We start from the raw sequence: 15,950 nt of genomic DNA, 5'->3' as shown, positions 1-15,950 counted from the left end.
CATGGGCGCACTCGCAAGCAATGTGCCCGTAGCGGTGATCGGTGCCGGTGCCATGGGGGCCGGCATCGCCCAGGTGGCGGCTCAGGCCGGCCACCCGGTAAAGCTTTACGACAACCGCCCAGGGGCCGCTGCCCAGGCAGTGGCCGGTATTGATCGCCAGCTCGCCCGGCTCGTGGAAAAAGGCAAATTGCAGGCTGTCGAGCGTGAAATGATCAGCATCCGCCTGTGCCCGGTCGACACGCTCGACGCGCTGGCCGATGCCGGCTTGGTGATCGAAGCCATCGTCGAGAACCTGCAGGTCAAGCAGGCGCTGTTCAATCAGTTAGAAGCCCTGTGCACAGCAGATTGCATTATTGCCAGCAACACTTCATCGCTGTCCATCACCAGCCTTGCTGCCGGCCTTGAACGCCCGCAGCAGGTGGTGGGGATGCACTTCTTCAACCCCGCACCGCTGATGGCGCTGGTCGAGGTGGTGTCGGGCCTGGCAACTGAACCGGCCGTGGCCGCGTGCATCTACGACACCGCCCAAGCCTGGGGCAAACAGCCGGTGCACACGCGCTCGACACCGGGCTTTATCGTCAACCGGGTGGCGCGGCCTTTCTATGCCGAAAGCCTGCGCCTGTTACAGGAAGGAGCGGCCGATTGCGCCAGCCTTGATGCGCTGCTGCGTGATGCCGGTGGTTTCCGTATGGGTGCGTTCGAGCTTACTGACCTGATCGGCCACGACGTCAACTACGCCGTGACCTGCTCGGTGTTCGACGCATTTTATGGGGACTTCCGCTTCCAGCCTTCACTGGTGCAAAAAGAGCTGGTGGATGCCGGTCGCCTCGGCCGCAAGACAGGCCAAGGCTTCTATAGCTACGCTGAAGGCGCGCAGCGCCCAGTGCCGGCCGAACTGCACAGCCCCGCCAGTGTTGATGCCTGTGTTGTCGAGGGGCATCTGGGAGTGCTGCAGCCACTGGCTGAACGCCTGCGCGATAACGGCATTGCCATCACCCAGCGTGCTGGCAGCGGCGTGATCCAGGTCGGTGATGCCACCCTGGCACTGTCCGATGGCCGCCTCGCCAGCCAGCGCGCCCGTGAAGATGGCCTGCGCAACCTGGTGCTGCTTGATCTTGCGCTGGACTACAGCACCGCCTCACGTATTGCCATCAGCTGGTCGGCCGATACCACCGCAAGCGCTCGGGACCAGGCTGTGGCCCTGCTGCAGCGGGCCGGCCTCAAGGTTACTGCTGTCGCCGACCTGCCCGGCCTGGTGGTGCTGCGCACAGTGGCAATGCTCGCCAACGAAGCTGCCGATGCCGTGTTGCAGGGCGTCGGCAGCGCCGCTGACATCGACCTGGCGATGCGCGCCGGTGTCAATTACCCCTGTGGCCCGCTGGCCTGGGCTGCGCACATCGGCATCGCCCACACCTTGCGCGTGCTCGACAACCTGCAGCGCAGCTACGGCGAGAGCCGCTACCGCCCTTCTCTGCTGTTACGCCGTTGCGAGGCCAAAGGAGGCACCCTGCATGACTGAACTCGAACTGGCACAAGCCTGTGCCGACGCCATGTATGCCCGCGATCTGGCCACCCAGGGCCTGGGCATCAGCCTGCTGGATGCCGGCCCGGGCCGGGCAAGCCTGCGCATGCCAGTACGCGCCGACATGATCCAGGGCCACGGCACCTGCCATGGCGGTTTTCTCTTCGCCCTGGCCGACTCGGCGTTTGCCTTCGCCTGTAACAGCTACGACCAGGCCACCGTGGCACTGGGTTGCAGCATCGACTATCTGGCACCGGCGCTGCGCGATGACGTGCTCACCGCCGACGCCAGCGAGGTCAGCCGCAAAGGCCGCACCGGCCTGTACGACGTGTGCATCCACAACCAGCGCGGTGAGCTGGTGGCGATGTTCCATGGCAAATCCTACAAAGTGCGCGGCACCGTGCTGGCGCAGGAGACGCAAGATGACTGAACACACCCTCGCCGATGCCCTGATCATCGACGCCGTGCGCACCCCCATAGGGCGCTATGCCGGGGCTTTGAGCGGCGTACGTGCCGATGACCTCGCCGCCATTCCGCTGAAGGCCTTGATCCAGCGCCACCCCGAGCTGGACTGGAAAGCGGTCGACGACGTGATCTTCGGCTGTGCCAACCAGGCCGGCGAAGACAATCGCAACGTGGCCCACATGGCCACCCTGTTGGCCGGGCTGCCCCCCGAAATACCGGGGACCACGATCAACCGCCTGTGCGGCTCCGGCCTGGACGCCATCGGCAATGCTGCCCGCGCCCTGCGTTGCGGCGAAGCCGGGCTGATGCTGGCTGGCGGCGTTGAGTCGATGTCGCGCGCGCCCTTCGTCATGGGCAAGTCGGAGCAGGCCTTCGGCCGCGCAGCCGAGTTGTTCGACACCACCATCGGTTGGCGCTTCGTCAATCCGCTGATGAAGGCTGCCTACGGCACCGATTCGATGCCGGAAACCGCTGAAAACGTCGCTGAACAGTTTGCTATCTCCCGCGCCGACCAAGATGCCTTCGCGCTGCGCAGCCAGCACAAGGCGGCCGCTGCTCAGGCCCGCGGCCGCCTTGCGCAAGAAATCGTGCCGGTCGAAATCCCCCAGCGCAAAGGCCCGGCCAAAGTGGTCGAGCACGATGAGCATCCGCGCGGCGACACCACGCTGGAACAACTCGCCCGTCTCGGCACCCCGTTCCGTGAAGGGGGTAGCGTCACCGCCGGCAATGCCTCCGGTGTCAACGACGGCGCTTGCGCCCTGTTGCTGGCCAGCAGCACCGCTGCCCGCCGCCATGGCCTGAAGCCCCGCGGCCGTATCGTCGGCATGGCCGTGGCCGGGGTTGAGCCACGGCTGATGGGCATCGGCCCGGTGCCGGCAAGCCGAAAGGTACTTGAGCTCACGGGATTGTCACTGGCCGACCTGGACGTCATCGAGCTTAACGAAGCCTTCGCCGCCCAAGGCTTGGCGGTGCTACGCGAGCTAGGCCTGGCCGACGACGACCCCCGGGTCAACCGCAACGGCGGAGCCATTGCGCTGGGCCATCCGCTCGGCATGAGCGGTGCGCGCCTGGTAACCACCGCGCTGCACGAACTGGAGGAAACTGCCGGCCGCTATGCCCTGTGCACCATGTGCATTGGCGTTGGCCAGGGCATCGCCATGGTCATAGAACGCCTCTGAGCGGGTCACACCTTCAGCCTGTTACCGAACCGAACGCAGCCGTATATGCTGCGCTCATGACACTCACCGCGCGGCCCGTAACCGGCCCCGCACGGCGTACAAGAACAATTCGAGTGAAGCCATGAACATGTACCATGATGCCGACCGTGCCTTGTTGGACCCGATGGAAACCGCCAGCGTCGATGCCCTGCGCCAGCACCAGCTGGAGCGCCTGCGCTGGAGCCTGAAGCACGGCTACGACAATGTACCGTTGTACCGCCAGCGCTTTGCCGAATGCGGCACCCACCCCGATGACCTCAAGTGCCTGGCAGACCTGGCGAAGTTCCCCTTCACCGGCAAGAACGATCTGCGCGACAACTACCCCTACGGCATGTTTGCCGTACCCCAGGAGGAAGTGGTACGCCTGCATGCTTCCAGCGGTACCACAGGCAAGCCTACGGTGGTCGGTTATACGCAGAACGACATTAATACCTGGGCCAATGTGGTCGCCCGCTCGATCCGCGCTGCGGGTGGGCGCAAAGGCGACAAGGTGCATGTTTCCTACGGCTACGGCCTGTTCACCGGCGGGCTGGGTGCGCATTACGGCGCCGAGCGCCTGGGCTGTACGGTAATCCCGATGTCGGGTGGTCAGACCGAGAAGCAGGTGCAGCTGATCCGCGACTTCCAGCCCGACATCATCATGGTGACGCCGTCCTATATGCTCAACCTGGCCGACGAGATCGAGCGCCAGGGCATCGACCCCCATGACCTCAAGCTGCGCCTGGGTATTTTCGGTGCCGAGCCGTGGACAGACGAGCTGCGCCGTTCGATCGAGCAGCGTTTGGGCATCAATGCCCTCGACATCTATGGCCTGTCGGAAATCATGGGGCCCGGGGTGGCGATGGAATGTATCGAGACCAAAGACGGCCCGACCATCTGGGAAGACCACTTCTATCCCGAGATCATCGACCCGGTCACCGGTGAGGTGTTGCCGGACGGCCAACTGGGCGAACTGGTGTTCACCTCGCTAAGCAAAGAGGCGCTGCCGATGATCCGTTACCGCACCCGCGACCTTACCCGCCTTTTGCCCGGCACAGCCAGGCCCATGCGGCGGATAGGCAAGATCACCGGGCGCAGCGACGACATGCTGATCATTCGTGGCGTCAACGTGTTCCCGACCCAGATCGAAGAACAGGTATTGAAAATAAAACAGCTTTCCGAGCTGTATGAGATTCACCTGTATCGCAATGGCAACCTGGACAGTGTCGAGGTGCATGTTGAATTGCGTGCGGAGTGCCAGCACCTCGATGAAGGCCAGCGCAAGCGGGTGACCGGGGAGTTGAGCAAACAGATCAAGACCTACATCGGCATCAGCACCCAGGTGCACCTGCAGCCTTGCGGCACGCTCAAACGCTCCGAGGGCAAGGCTTGCCACGTGTATGACAAACGGTTGGCCAGCTGAGTCATTCATCTGCCTGTGCAGCCCCGGCAATGTCCGGGGTTTTTTTTGCGTGTTATTCGCGCTCACAGGTACCGCGCGCCCCTGTGGGAGCGGGTTTACCCGCGATGGGACCCCAAAGCGATACACAAATCTTATTTGATACATATAAAACTGTTTGACGTTATGTTTTGTATCGCTTACAAATGACTCATGCCTTAGCAGGAGTCGCCGCACATGTACGCACAGCTAGTGGAAACCGGAGTCAAGCGCGTCAAATCGCTGGAAGAAATGTCCGCCGCGGAACGCAACTTCCAGGAAAAGATCGACGCCGAAATCAAGATCGAAGCCAAGAACTGGATGCCAGAGGCCTACCGCCAGACCCTGATCCGGCAGATCTCCCAACATGCCCATTCGGAAATCGTCGGCATGTTGCCCGAAGGCAACTGGGTCACCCGCGCGCCTAGCCTCAAGCGCAAGCTGCAACTGATGGCCAAGATCCAGGACGAAGCCGGCCACGGCCTGTACCTGTACAGCGCCATGGAGACCCTGGGCGCCGACCGCGACGAAGAAATCGCCAAGCTGCACAGCGGCAAGGCCAAGTACTCGAGCATCTTCAACTACCCCACCCTCAGCTGGGCCGACATGGGCGCAGTGGGCTGGCTGGTCGATGGCGCTGCAATCGTCAACCAGGTGGTACTGCAGCGCACCTCCTATGGCCCCTACTCCCGCGCGATGATCCGTATCTGCAAGGAAGAGAGCTTCCATCAGCGCCAGGGCTACGAAATGCTCCTGACCATGATGCGTCACGGCACCCAGGCCCAGCGCGACATGGTCCAGGACGCAATCAATCGCCTGTGGTGGCCATCGCTGATGATGTTCGGCCCCAGCGACGAACATTCTCCAAACAGCGCTCAGTCCATGGCCTGGAAGATCAAGCGCCAGACCAACGATGAACTGCGCCAGCGTTTCATTGACCAGACCGTGCCGCAGCTCGAACTGCTCGGCTGCACGGCCCCCGACCCTGAACTGAAGTGGAACGCCGAGCGCGGTCACTACGACTTCGGCGAAATTCAGTGGGACGAATTTTACGAAGTGATCAAGGGCAACGGCCCGTGCAACCAGGAACGTGTCGCCACCCGCCGCCAGGCCATCGAGGGCGGCGCCTGGGTTCGCGAGGCCGCCGTGGCCTACGCGCGCAAGCAACAGAACAAGAACGCCGCCTGAGCGGCGATTGATGCGGAGATCGAAAATGTCTGTCTGGACCCTCTACGAAGTGTTCGTGCGCAGCAAGCACGGCCTTAACCACAAGCATGTCGGCAGCGTGCATGCCGCCGACGCCGCCATGGCCATCGAAAATGCCCGCGAGCTGTACACCCGACGCAGCGAGGGCGTCAGCCTGTGGGTGGTGCCTTCGGCGCTGATCACCGCCTCCTCCCCTGACGAGAAAGACCCGCTGTTCGCCCCTTCGGACGACAAGGTCTACCGCCATGCCAGCTTCTACGAGCTGCCCGATGAAGTCGGACACATGTGAGGTTGGCCATGCACAACGAAGCCCTTATCCCCTACCTGCTGCTGCTTGGCGACAGCGCCCTGGTACAAGGCCAGCGCCTCTGTGAATGGTGTGGTCACGCCCCGGCCATCGAAGAAGAACTGGCCCTGATGAACGTTGGCCTGGACCTGGTCGGCCAGGCGCGCAACTGGCTGGAATACGCAGCCGAGCGGCTGGACGACGGCCGCGACGCCGATGCCCTGGCCTTCCGCCGAGACGAGCGGGCCTATCGCAACCTGCTGCTGGTCGAGCAACCCAACGGCGACTTTGCCGTGACCATGACCAAGCAATTCCTCTACGACGCCTGGCACTTTGCCGTGTTACAGGGCCTGGCCGGCTCAAGCGATGAGCGTATCGCCGGTATCGCCGCCAAGGCACTCAAGGAAGTCACCTACCACCTGCGCCGCTCCAGCGAGTGGGTACAGCGCCTGGGTGGCGGCACAGAAGAGAGCCGTCAGCGCATGCTTGCCGCCATTCCTGCACTGTGGCGCTTTACCGTCGAACTGACGGCCGCCAGCGATAACGAGGTGCAGTTGGCCCAGGCAGGTATCGCTGCCGACCCCGACACCGCTGGTGCTGCCTGGCTGAAACAGGTGAGCGAGACCTTCGCGTCGGTCGAGCTGCCGCTGCCCAAGGCTGCCAGTCACTTCTACCTGGACAGCCGCAAAGGCCTGCACACCGAGCACCTGGGCCTGCTACTGGCCGAAATGCAGTTCCTGCCAAGGGCTTACCCCGATGCAACCTGGTGAGCTGATTGCCGGCGACCGTGGCGCGCGGGCGCCACGCGGCGAGGACCTGGCCCGGGCCTGGGAGGTGCTGGGCCAGGTCATGGACCCGGAAGTGCCCGTGGTGAGTGTGGTCGACCTGGGCATCGTTCGCGACCTCGACTGGCGCGCCGGCCACCTGCACCTGGTGGTGACACCGACCTACTCCGGCTGCCCGGCGACCGAGGTGATCGAAGGCGATATCCGCCAGGCGCTGGAGCAGGCGGGTTTCCCCGCGCCGGACCTTGAGCGCCGGCTGACCCCGGCCTGGAGCACCGACTGGATCAGCGAGCTGGGCCGCGAGCGCCTGCGCACCTACGGCATCGCCCCGCCGCAGGGCAGCGCCAGCAAGCGCAGCCTGCTCGGTGAAGCCCCCCAGGTGTGCTGCCCGCAGTGCGGCAGTAACCGCACCGAAATGCTCAGCCAGTTCGGCTCCACCGCTTGCAAGGCGCTGTACCGCTGCCGCGAGTGCCTGGAGCCGTTCGATTACTTCAAATGCATTTGAGCCGTGGAGAACGCCATGAGCCAGTTTCACAGCCTGACCATCAAGCAAGTGCGCAACGAAACCCGTGATGCGGTTTCGATTGCCTTCGACGTGCCCGAGCACCTGCAGGCACAGTTCCGTTTCACCCAGGGCCAGTACCTGGTCATGCGTACTCAACTGGACAACGAAGAGGTCCGCCGCTCTTACTCTATTTGCAGCGCCGTGCAGGACGGCGAGCTGCGCGTGGCTGTCAAGCGCGTGCCAGGTGGGCGTTTCTCGGCGTTTGCCAATGAAGTGCTCAAGGCCGGCCAGCAACTGGACGTGATGCCGCCATCGGGCAGCTTCTTCGTGCCGCTGGACCCTGCCCGTCAGGGCAATTACCTGGCCGTCGCGGCCGGCAGTGGCATTACTCCGATCCTGTCGATCATCGGCACCACCCTCGACAGTGAGCCGCGCAGCCGCTTCACCTTGCTGTACGGCAACCGTTCCAGCTCTGGCGCGCTGTTCCGCGACAAGCTCGAAGACCTGAAAAATCGGTACCTCGACCGCCTGAACCTGATTTTTGTGTTCAGCCGCGAGCAACAGGATGTTGACCTGTACAACGGCCGCATTGACGCCGACAAGTGCGGCCAACTGTTCTCCCGCTGGCTGGACGTTCCAGGCCTGGACGCGGCTTTCATCTGCGGGCCTCAGGCAATGACCGAAACCGTACGTGACAGCCTGCAGGCCAATGGGCTGGACAAAGAGCGCATTCATTTCGAGCTGTTCGCCGCCGCCGGTAACGAGACCCGTCGCGAGGCCCGTGAAGCAGCGCGCCAGGTGGATTCGGCGCTCAGCCACATCACCGTGATCAGCGACGGCCGCGCCCTTACCTTCGACTTGCCACGCAACACCCAGAACGTGCTGGACGCCGGCAATGCCATCGGCGCCGAGCTGCCCTACTCGTGCAAGGCCGGTGTGTGCTCGACCTGCAAATGCCGGGTGGTCGAGGGGGAAGTGGAAATGGACAGCAACCATGCCCTGGAAGACTACGAAGTGGCAGCCGGGTACGTGCTGTCGTGCCAGACCTACCCGGTGAGCGACAAGGTGGTGCTCGACTTCGACCAGCTTTAAGACCGCGCCGCCTGCTTCGCGGGCGCGCCCGCTCCCACAAGCACCGCACAAGGGCTGAGGGCAACACCCTCTCTGTGGGAGCGGGCATGCCCGCGAAGAGGCCCTTTTGCAATACCGCAACCCCCGCGTGACCTCAACAAAACAATTACAAAACCAAGAGATCGCTTGCCATGACACCCGAACGCATAGAAAGCATCGCCAACCACCCCGACTTCCAGCACCTGGTGCAGCGCAAACGCCGCCTCAACGGCAGCCTGACCCTGGCCATGCTGGTGATCTACTACGGCTTCGTCCTGCTGGTGGCGTTTTCGCCCAGCACCCTTGGCCAATCGCTCAGCGGCGGTGTGACCACCGTCGGCATGCTGGTGGGTGTGTTGATGGTGCTGCTGTCCTTTGCCCTGACCGGCATCTATGTGCACCGCGCCAACAATGTGCTCGACCCGCTCAATGAAAAGGTCAAGCAGGAGTGCGCACAATGAACTGGACAGCCATTTCGATGTTCATGGTGTTCGTCTGCTTCACCTTGCTGATCACCCGCTGGGCGGCTTTGCGCACCCGCTCGGCCAGCGACTTCTATACCGCCGGCGGGGGCCTGACCGGCATGCAGAACGGCCTGGCGATCGCAGGCGACATGATCAGCGCCGCCTCCTTCCTGGGCATCTCCGCGATGATGTTCCTGAACGGCTATGACGGCCTGTTGTACGCCCTGGGCGTGCTGGCCGGCTGGCCGATCATTCTGTTCCTGATCGCCGAACGGCTGCGCAACCTGGGCAAGTACACCTTTGCCGACGTGGTCAGCTACCGCCTGGCACAAACCCCGGTACGCCTGACCTCGGCGTTCGGCACCCTGGTCGTGGCACTGATGTACCTGGTGGCACAGATGGTCGGTGCCGGCAAGCTGATCGAGCTGCTGTTCGGCATCAGCTACCTGTATGCGGTGATGCTGGTCGGTGTGCTGATGGTCGCTTATGTAACGTTCGGCGGCATGCTCGCTACCACCTGGGTGCAGATTATCAAGGCAGTGATGCTGCTGTCGGGCACCAGCTTCATGGCGTTCATGGTGCTCAAGCACTTCGGCTTCAGCACCGAAGCCATGTTCGCCAGCGCGGTGGCCGTGCATGCCAAGGGCCAGGCGATCATGGCCCCGGGTGGCCTGCTGTCCAATCCGGTGGATGCCATTTCCCTGGGCTTGGGCATGATGTTCGGCACCGCCGGCCTGCCGCATATCCTGATGCGCTTCTTCACCGTCAGTGATGCCAAGGAAGCACGCAAGAGCGTGTTCTATGCCACCGGTTTCATCGGTTACTTCTACCTGCTGCTGATCGTCATCGGCTTTGGCGCCATCGTCATGGTCGGCACCGAGCCGTCCTACCGCGACGCCACCGGTGCAATCATTGGCGGCGGCAACATGATCGCCGTGCACCTGGCCCAGGCTGTCGGTGGCAATTTGTTCCTTGGCTTCATCTCTGCTGTGGCCTTCGCCACCATCCTTGCCGTGGTCGCCGGCCTTGCGCTGTCCGGCGCATCGGCGGTATCCCACGACCTGTATGCCTGCGTGATCCGCCAAGGCAAGGCCACCGAGCAGGAGGAAATGCGCGTATCGCGTGTCGCCACCCTGCTGATCGGCCTGCTGGCGGTCATGCTCGGCCTGATGTTCGAGTCGCAGAACATCGCCTTCCTCTCCGGCCTGGTGCTGGCGGTGGCTGCCTCCGTCAACTTCCCGGTGCTGCTGCTTTCGATGTTCTGGAAAGGCCTGACCACCCGCGGCGCAGTGTGCGGCAGCATGGCCGGCCTGGCCTCGGCGGTGCTGCTGGTGGTACTGGGCCCGGCAGTGTGGGTCAACGTGCTGCATCACGATAAAGCGCTGTTCCCTTACAGCAACCCGGCCTTGTTCTCCATGAGCCTGGCGTTCCTGAGTGCCTGGGCGTTCTCGGTCACCGACAGCTCCGAACGTGCCAGTGAGGAGCGTGGCCGCTACCTGGCCCAGTTCATCCGCTCCATGACCGGTATCGGCGCCGCTGGCGCCAGCAAGCACTGACTTCAAGGAAGAACCACCATGTCGGGTAAAACAACAACAATGAACCGCACGCACATCATGTCAGCTGCCTGGCTGGCCACGCTCGCCTTGCCATTGCCGGCGCTGGCAGACTTTATCGGCGACAGCCACGCACGCCTGGAGCTGCGCAACCATTACATCAACCGCGACTTCCGCCAAAGCAACGCACCACAGGCCAAGGCAGAAGAATGGGGCCAGGGCTTTACCGCCAAGCTGGAGTCCGGCTTCACCGAGGGCCCGGTCGGCTTTGGCGTTGACGCCATGGGCCAGCTGGGTATCAAGCTCGACTCCAGCCGCGACCGCCGCAATACCGGGCTGCTGCCCTTCGGCCCGAACAGCCACGAACCGGTTGATGATTACAGCGAACTGGGCCTGACCGGCAAAATCCGCGTGTCCAAAAGCACCCTGCGCCTGGGCACGCTGCAACCGATCCTGCCGGTGGTGGTATACAACGACACCCGCCTGCTGGCGTCCACCTTCCAGGGCGGCCTGCTGACCAGCCAGGATCTCGATGGCCTTACCGTCAACGCCGGCCGCCTGACCAAGGCCAACCTGCGCGACTCCTCGGGCCGCGACGACATCGGCTATGGCGCTGCCAGCAGTGACCACCTGGACTTTGGCGGTGGCAGCTACGCCATCACCCCGCAAACCAGCGTCAGCTACTACTACGCCAAGCTCGAGGACATCTACCGCCAGCAGTTCGTCGGCCTGATCGACACCCGCCCCTTGAGCGAAGGCGTGAGCCTGCGCAGCGACCTGCGCTATTTCGACAGCCGCAACGACGGCGCCGAACGTGCTGGCAACATCGACAACCGCAACTTCAACGCCATGTTCACCCTCGGCGTGCGGGCACACAAGTTCACGGCGACCTGGCAACAGATGTCCGGCGACAGTGCCTTCCCGTTCGTCAACGGCGGCGACCCGTTTACCGTCAACCTGGTGACCTACAACACCTTCACCCGCGCCGGGCTGGACTCCTGGCAAGTGCGCTATGACTACGACTTTGTAGCGATGGGCATCCCCGGCCTGAGTTTCATGACGCGCTACACCGACGGCCGCCACGCCGAAACCGCCACTGTCAGCAATGGCCGCGAGCGTGAACGCGACACCGACATCACCTACGTCATCCAGAGCGGCCCATTCAAGGACGTCAGCCTGCGCTGGCGCAACGTCACCTTCCGGTCCGGCAATGGCCTGACCAACGCCGTGGACGAAAACCGCCTGATCATCGGCTACACCCTGGCGCTGTGGTAACAGCGCCCACTACATTCGAACAGTATGGAGAACAGCATGTCTGCCGCCCCTACCCTGCAAAGCTTCATCGCCGGCCGCTGGCTCGGCCAGCACGGCGCGCAAGCCCTGCGCAGCGCCCTTGATGGCCACGTACTTGCCTACAGCCACGAAGAACGCCCGGACTTCGCCGAAGCCGTGGACTTCGCCCGTGCGCGTGGCCTGGCCAGCCTCATGGCCATGGACTTCCAGCAGCGTGCTGCACGCCTGAAAGCGCTGGCCCTGTACCTGGCCGAGCGCAAGGAACAGCTTTACGCCCTGTCGCACCATAGCGGCGCCACCCGTGCCGACAGCTGGATCGACATAGAAGGCGGCAACGCCACATTGTTCTCCTATGCCGGCATCGGCAGCCGCGAGCTGCCGTCGGGCAACCTGGTGCACGAGGGCCCGGCCATCGCGCTGGGCAAGCAAGGTCATTTCGCCGGCAGCCACATCCTGGTGCCGCGCGCAGGCGTGGCGGTGCACATCAACGCCTTCAACTTCCCTATCTGGGGCATGCTGGAGAAGTTCGCCCCGACGTTCCTGGCGGGCATGCCGTGCATCGTCAAACCGGCGACTTCCACCAGCTACCTGACCGAAGCCGTCGTCCGCCTGATGAACGCCTCCGGCCTGCTGCCGGAGGGCAGCTTGCAACTGGTGATTGGCAGCACCGGCGACCTGCTCGACCGCCTTCAAGGCCAGGACGTGGTGACCTTCACCGGGTCAGCCGATACCGCCGCAAAATTGCGCGTCACGCCGAACCTGGTGCGCAATTCGGTACCGTTCACCGCCGAAGCCGACTCGCTGAACTGCGCCATTCTTGGCCCGGATGTGACCCCGGACAGCGAAGAGTTTGACCTGTACATCAAGGAGGTGGTGCGTGAAATGACCACCAAGGCCGGGCAGAAGTGCACCGCCATCCGCCGCGCCATCGTGCCGGCCAAGCACATTGATGCGGTTGCCACGCGCTTGCGCGAGCGGCTGAGCAAGGTGGTTGTGGGTGACCCGTCGCTGGAGGGCGTACGCATGGGGGCTCTGGCTTCCCACGACCAGCAGCACGACGTGACCGAGCGGGTGCGCAGCCTGCTGCAAAGCTGTGACCAGCTGTTCGGCGCCAGCGACGGCTTCGCCCCGCGTGGCGATGGCGTGGCCGAGGGCGCATTCTTTGCCCCGACCCTGCTACAGGCCCGCGACCCGCACGCCGACGGCGGCGCCCACGATATCGAAGCGTTCGGCCCGGTCAACACACTGATGGCCTACCACGACCTTGACGAAGCCTTGATACTGGCCGCCCGAGGCAAAGGCAGCCTGGTGGCGACCTTGGTCACCGCCGACCGCAGTATTGCGGCCAAGGCCATACCGGTGGCGGCTGCCTGGCATGGCCGCCTGCTGGTGCTCGACAGCGAGGCCGCCAAGGAATCCACCGGCCACGGCTCGCCTTTGCCACAACTCAAGCACGGCGGGCCGGGCCGGGCCGGCGGCGGTGAAGAACTGGGTGGCTTGCGCGCGGTCAAGCACTACCTGCAACGCGCCGCAGTACAAGGTTCGCCGAGCATGCTCACGGCGGTCACCGGCGAATACGTGCGCGGTGGCGAAGTGATCGAGACCGAAGTGCACCCGTTCCGCCGATACTTCGAGCAGTTGCGCATCGGCGAGTCGTTGCTCACCCACCGCCGCACCGTGACCGAAGCCGACCTGGTCAACTTCGGCTGCCTGTCGGGGGACCATTTCTACATGCACTTCGACGAAATCGCGGCCAAAGAATCGCAGTTCGGTAAACGTATCGCCCACGGCTACTTCGTCCTCTCGGCGGCGGCCGGGCTGTTCGTGTCGCCCGGTGCCGGGCCGGTGTTGGCCAACTATGGCCTGGATACGCTGCGCTTCATCAACCCGGTGGGCATTGGCGATACCATCCAGGCACGGCTGACCTGCAAGCGCAAGATCGACCAGGGCAAAACCAGCCCGCTGGGCCAGCCGCAAGGGGTGGTGGCGTGGGATGTGGAGGTAACCAACCAGCTGGGTGAGCTGGTGGCCAGCTATGACATTCTGACCCTGGTGTTGAAACAGCCGGCGTGATGTGTTCACCTTGCGGGCCCCTTCGCGGGTAAACCTCGAAAGGGCCCGCACAAGTGTCCAACACGGTGCCACCGTTGGTCAGCGACTGCCGCTATCCAGATGACTTTTAAGACAGGTCTTTCGCTCCTAACCATGAGGATCACAGACGAGGATGGCGCGATGGATTACTTACTGCGGATGGGTGGTGGCAATGTGCAGGATGACTGGCCGGAGCTTGAGCCGGATCGCCGCAACGACCAAGTGGATGACCCGGATGCCGACCCCAATGTGACTGACGACGAGGAAAATCGCCCCGGCGTCCCGGCCAGTGACCCCGAGTCCGGCGCCTGACAAAGGGTTTATCCAGGCACCATGCTGCAGCCGGGGACCCCGTTGCAGCATGGTTATGTGTCAGGCTGAGGTGGTATTACATCATCGCCGCCGGGTCTCCCACCGACTGGCTCGGCTTGCTCCCCGAAATCCGCCAGCTTACGCCGGTAATCCCGTAACGCTCGGCCATCGGCCGGCTGATCTTCTTGATCTTCTCACGCCCGAACTTGGGAATAATGCCGATACCCGCATCGCAACTTGCCCAATGCCAGGCCTCGGCATTGTCCAGGCGTTCCAGGCGAATGATGAAACTGCGCGGTTGGCCATGCAGTTGGTAATCGATGATGTACAGCTGTGGGCTAGGCATCGCAGGGGCCTCCTCTTCTCCATGGATGACACCCTGATTGATCGGGCCATGGCCAGAAGATTCAAAATTTTGTCGAACATTCGGCACAAGCGGCCGTTTCAGCGCACTGCGGCACCCTGACCGCGTGGGTCCGGGGCCGCACCGGGCACCAGAATCACCTTGCGACACTGATCCTGCTGTCCATTGAACAGTTCGTAGGCACGCGGGGCATCTTCCAGCGCCATGCGGTGGGTGACGATGGCCTGCGGGTCCAGCCGGCCTGCTTCGATATGCGCCAGCAACTCAGGCAGGTAGCGCTGCACATGGGTCTGCCCCATGCGAAAGGTCAGGCCCTTGTCGAAGGCGTCGCCAAACAGAAAACCATGGATAAACCCCGCATACACCCCCGGCACACTGACCACCCCACCCCTGCGCACGGCCGCGATACTCTGGCGCAGGGCCTTGCCGCTACTGCCTTCGAGCTTAAGCGCGGTGAGCACCGTTTCCGTTGTGCTGCCCTTGGCTTCGAAACCCACCGCATCGATTACCGCATCCACACCACGCATGCCGGCGGTATGGCGCACGATGCTATCGGCTGGGTCATCATCATAGGCAAAATTGACAGGAATCACTCCGTAGGCCTGATGAGCATAATCCAGCCGGTAGGCACATTCATCGACCATGAAGATCTGCTCCACCCCCAGCATGCGTGCGCAAGCAGCAGACAGCAGCCCGACCGGGCCGGCGCCATAGATTGCCAGTGACGAACCCTGGCCAACTTCGGCATTGAGCACTGCCTGCCAGGCTGTAGGGAGAATGTCCGAGAGAAACAATACCTGATCGTCGGCCAGGTGCCCCGGCACCTTGAACGGCCCTACATTGCCCTTGGGCACCCGCACATAATCGGCCTGCCCGCCAGGTATGCCGCCATACAGGTGGCTGTAGCCGAACAGCGCTGCGCCAGACGGTATGGTCTTCTTGTTCAGCAGTGCGCCTCGCCCCGTGTTGGTCGTTTCGCAGGCGGCAAACAAGTCGTGTTGGCAAAAAAAGCAGTCACCGCAGGCGATGACAAACGGGATCACTACCCGGTCACCCGGGCGCACCGCGGTTACCGCGCTGCCCACCTCTTCGACGATGCCCATGAATTCGTGGCCAAGAATATCGCCTTGCTCGACCATGGGGATCTTGCCCCGGTACAGGTGCAGGTCGGAGCCGCAAATGGCTGTGGCCGTTACCCGCAGCAAGATATCGTCGTCTTCCTGCAGACCGGGCTCTGCAACGGTGTCGACGCGGACATCCCCTGCGCCGTGATAGGTCAATGCGCGCATGCTCGTTTCTCCTGACGAAGTCATGGCGCGATTCCGGATTCGCAAACCCGAAATCGCTGCCGGGCACCACA

At 63.3% G+C, this 15,950-nt stretch carries 15 protein-coding genes and 1 pseudogene; 14 read left to right on the top strand and 2 right to left on the bottom strand.

Annotated elements, in window-relative coordinates:
* The first annotated feature begins 1 nt into the window (after nt 1).
* The 14 genes and pseudogenes from paaH to J3A71_RS15560 all read left to right on the top strand — a co-directional run bounded on the left by paaH (nt 2) and on the right by J3A71_RS15560 (nt 14,226).
* Entirely contained in the window at nt 2-1,519 is a 1,518-nt protein-coding gene (gene paaH, locus J3A71_RS15625) for a 3-hydroxyacyl-CoA dehydrogenase PaaH (protein ID WP_096426072.1), read from the top strand.
* Nucleotides 1,512-1,952: a hydroxyphenylacetyl-CoA thioesterase PaaI gene (paaI, locus tag J3A71_RS15620; protein WP_016487150.1), complete on the top strand. Its 441-nt coding sequence runs from the start codon at nt 1,512-1,514 to the stop codon at nt 1,950-1,952. The genes paaH and paaI overlap by 8 nt, the downstream gene beginning before the upstream one ends.
* On the top strand, nt 1,945-3,165 hold the full coding sequence (gene pcaF / locus J3A71_RS15615) for a 3-oxoadipyl-CoA thiolase (protein ID WP_096426073.1): 1,221 nt from the start codon (nt 1,945-1,947) through the stop codon (nt 3,163-3,165). The genes paaI and pcaF overlap by 8 nt, the downstream gene beginning before the upstream one ends.
* A gap of 121 nt (nt 3,166-3,286) precedes the next feature.
* Nucleotides 3,287-4,606, top strand: coding sequence for a phenylacetate--CoA ligase PaaK (gene paaK / locus J3A71_RS15610; protein ID WP_096426074.1), 1,320 nt, complete (start codon nt 3,287-3,289; stop codon nt 4,604-4,606).
* 213 nt (nt 4,607-4,819) lie between these two features.
* On the top strand, nt 4,820-5,809 hold the full coding sequence (gene paaA, locus J3A71_RS15605) for a 1,2-phenylacetyl-CoA epoxidase subunit PaaA (protein ID WP_023048138.1): 990 nt from the start codon (nt 4,820-4,822) through the stop codon (nt 5,807-5,809).
* 25 nt (nt 5,810-5,834) lie between these two features.
* Complete coding sequence (paaB, locus tag J3A71_RS15600; RefSeq protein WP_004374528.1) at nt 5,835-6,116, top strand: 1,2-phenylacetyl-CoA epoxidase subunit PaaB; 282 nt, start codon at nt 5,835-5,837, stop codon at nt 6,114-6,116.
* Nucleotides 6,117-6,124: 8 nt separating this feature from the next.
* Nucleotides 6,125-6,883 carry a 1,2-phenylacetyl-CoA epoxidase subunit PaaC gene (gene paaC, locus J3A71_RS15595; RefSeq protein WP_060517774.1) on the top strand — a complete coding sequence of 253 codons (759 nt, stop codon included), beginning with the start codon at nt 6,125-6,127 and terminating at the stop codon, nt 6,881-6,883.
* The gene (gene paaD / locus J3A71_RS15590) at nt 6,870-7,403 is read left to right on the top strand and encodes a 1,2-phenylacetyl-CoA epoxidase subunit PaaD (protein ID WP_016487155.1); all 534 of its coding nucleotides are present in this window, start codon (nt 6,870-6,872) and stop codon (nt 7,401-7,403) included. Before paaC ends, paaD begins: the two co-directional genes overlap by 14 nt.
* Before the next feature lie 15 nt (nt 7,404-7,418).
* Nucleotides 7,419-8,495 carry a 1,2-phenylacetyl-CoA epoxidase subunit PaaE gene (gene paaE / locus J3A71_RS15585; protein WP_096426075.1) on the top strand — a complete coding sequence of 359 codons (1,077 nt, stop codon included), beginning with the start codon at nt 7,419-7,421 and terminating at the stop codon, nt 8,493-8,495.
* Nucleotides 8,496-8,665: 170 nt separating this feature from the next.
* Nucleotides 8,666-8,974 carry a DUF485 domain-containing protein gene (locus J3A71_RS15580; protein ID WP_016487157.1) on the top strand — a complete coding sequence of 103 codons (309 nt, stop codon included), beginning with the start codon at nt 8,666-8,668 and terminating at the stop codon, nt 8,972-8,974.
* Nucleotides 8,971-10,533: pseudogene (locus J3A71_RS15575) on the top strand (cation acetate symporter); the annotation flags it as partial. The gene J3A71_RS15580 and the pseudogene J3A71_RS15575, both read left to right, overlap by 4 nt.
* 39 nt (nt 10,534-10,572) lie before the next feature.
* On the top strand, nt 10,573-11,805 hold the full coding sequence (locus J3A71_RS15570) for an OprD family porin (protein WP_016487159.1): 1,233 nt from the start codon (nt 10,573-10,575) through the stop codon (nt 11,803-11,805).
* Between the two features lie 36 nt (nt 11,806-11,841).
* The gene (gene paaZ, locus J3A71_RS15565; RefSeq protein WP_095115386.1) at nt 11,842-13,896 is read left to right on the top strand and encodes a phenylacetic acid degradation bifunctional protein PaaZ; all 2,055 of its coding nucleotides are present in this window, start codon (nt 11,842-11,844) and stop codon (nt 13,894-13,896) included.
* Nucleotides 13,897-14,055: 159 nt separating this feature from the next.
* Nucleotides 14,056-14,226: a hypothetical protein gene (locus J3A71_RS15560; protein WP_016487161.1), complete on the top strand. Its 171-nt coding sequence runs from the start codon at nt 14,056-14,058 to the stop codon at nt 14,224-14,226.
* Nucleotides 14,227-14,302: 76 nt separating this feature from the next.
* Here the strand turns inward: J3A71_RS15560 and J3A71_RS15555 are convergent, their stop codons facing one another.
* Both J3A71_RS15555 and J3A71_RS15550 read right to left on the bottom strand, forming a co-directional pair.
* Nucleotides 14,303-14,572 (bottom strand): DUF6555 family protein, encoded by a 270-nt coding sequence (locus J3A71_RS15555; protein WP_023048027.1) that lies wholly within the window; start codon nt 14,570-14,572, stop codon nt 14,303-14,305.
* A gap of 98 nt (nt 14,573-14,670) precedes the next feature.
* Nucleotides 14,671-15,879, bottom strand: coding sequence for a zinc-dependent alcohol dehydrogenase (locus J3A71_RS15550; RefSeq protein ID WP_070086399.1), 1,209 nt, complete (start codon nt 15,877-15,879; stop codon nt 14,671-14,673).
* Nucleotides 15,880-15,950 lie beyond the last annotated feature (71 nt).

The sequence above is a fragment of the Pseudomonas sp. PvP089 genome (assembly GCF_017875165.1).
Lineage (GTDB): Bacteria > Pseudomonadota > Gammaproteobacteria > Pseudomonadales > Pseudomonadaceae > Aquipseudomonas > Aquipseudomonas fortuita.
The sequence above is the reverse complement of the archived record's forward strand: the minus strand, read 5'-3'. Positions and strand labels throughout refer to the sequence as shown.

Bases quoted from the DNA above. Each gene is read 5' to 3' on its own strand.
- paaH (WP_096426072.1), top strand. From the start codon at position 2: ATGGGCGCACTCGCAAGCAATGTGCCCGTAGCGGTGATCGGTGCCGGT.
- paaI (WP_016487150.1), top strand. From the start codon at position 1,512: ATGACTGAACTCGAACTGGCACAAGCCTGTGCCGACGCCATGTATGCC.
- pcaF (WP_096426073.1), top strand. From the start codon at position 1,945: ATGACTGAACACACCCTCGCCGATGCCCTGATCATCGACGCCGTGCGC.
- paaK (WP_096426074.1), top strand. From the start codon at position 3,287: ATGAACATGTACCATGATGCCGACCGTGCCTTGTTGGACCCGATGGAA.
- paaA (WP_023048138.1), top strand. From the start codon at position 4,820: ATGTACGCACAGCTAGTGGAAACCGGAGTCAAGCGCGTCAAATCGCTG.
- paaB (WP_004374528.1), top strand. From the start codon at position 5,835: ATGTCTGTCTGGACCCTCTACGAAGTGTTCGTGCGCAGCAAGCACGGC.
- paaC (WP_060517774.1), top strand. From the start codon at position 6,125: ATGCACAACGAAGCCCTTATCCCCTACCTGCTGCTGCTTGGCGACAGC.
- paaD (WP_016487155.1), top strand. From the start codon at position 6,870: ATGCAACCTGGTGAGCTGATTGCCGGCGACCGTGGCGCGCGGGCGCCA.
- paaE (WP_096426075.1), top strand. From the start codon at position 7,419: ATGAGCCAGTTTCACAGCCTGACCATCAAGCAAGTGCGCAACGAAACC.
- J3A71_RS15580 (WP_016487157.1), top strand. From the start codon at position 8,666: ATGACACCCGAACGCATAGAAAGCATCGCCAACCACCCCGACTTCCAG.
- J3A71_RS15570 (WP_016487159.1), top strand. From the start codon at position 10,573: ATGAACCGCACGCACATCATGTCAGCTGCCTGGCTGGCCACGCTCGCC.
- paaZ (WP_095115386.1), top strand. From the start codon at position 11,842: ATGTCTGCCGCCCCTACCCTGCAAAGCTTCATCGCCGGCCGCTGGCTC.
- J3A71_RS15560 (WP_016487161.1), top strand. From the start codon at position 14,056: ATGGATTACTTACTGCGGATGGGTGGTGGCAATGTGCAGGATGACTGG.
- J3A71_RS15555 (WP_023048027.1), bottom strand. From the start codon at position 14,572: ATGCCTAGCCCACAGCTGTACATCATCGATTACCAACTGCATGGCCAA.
- J3A71_RS15550 (WP_070086399.1), bottom strand. From the start codon at position 15,879: ATGCGCGCATTGACCTATCACGGCGCAGGGGATGTCCGCGTCGACACC.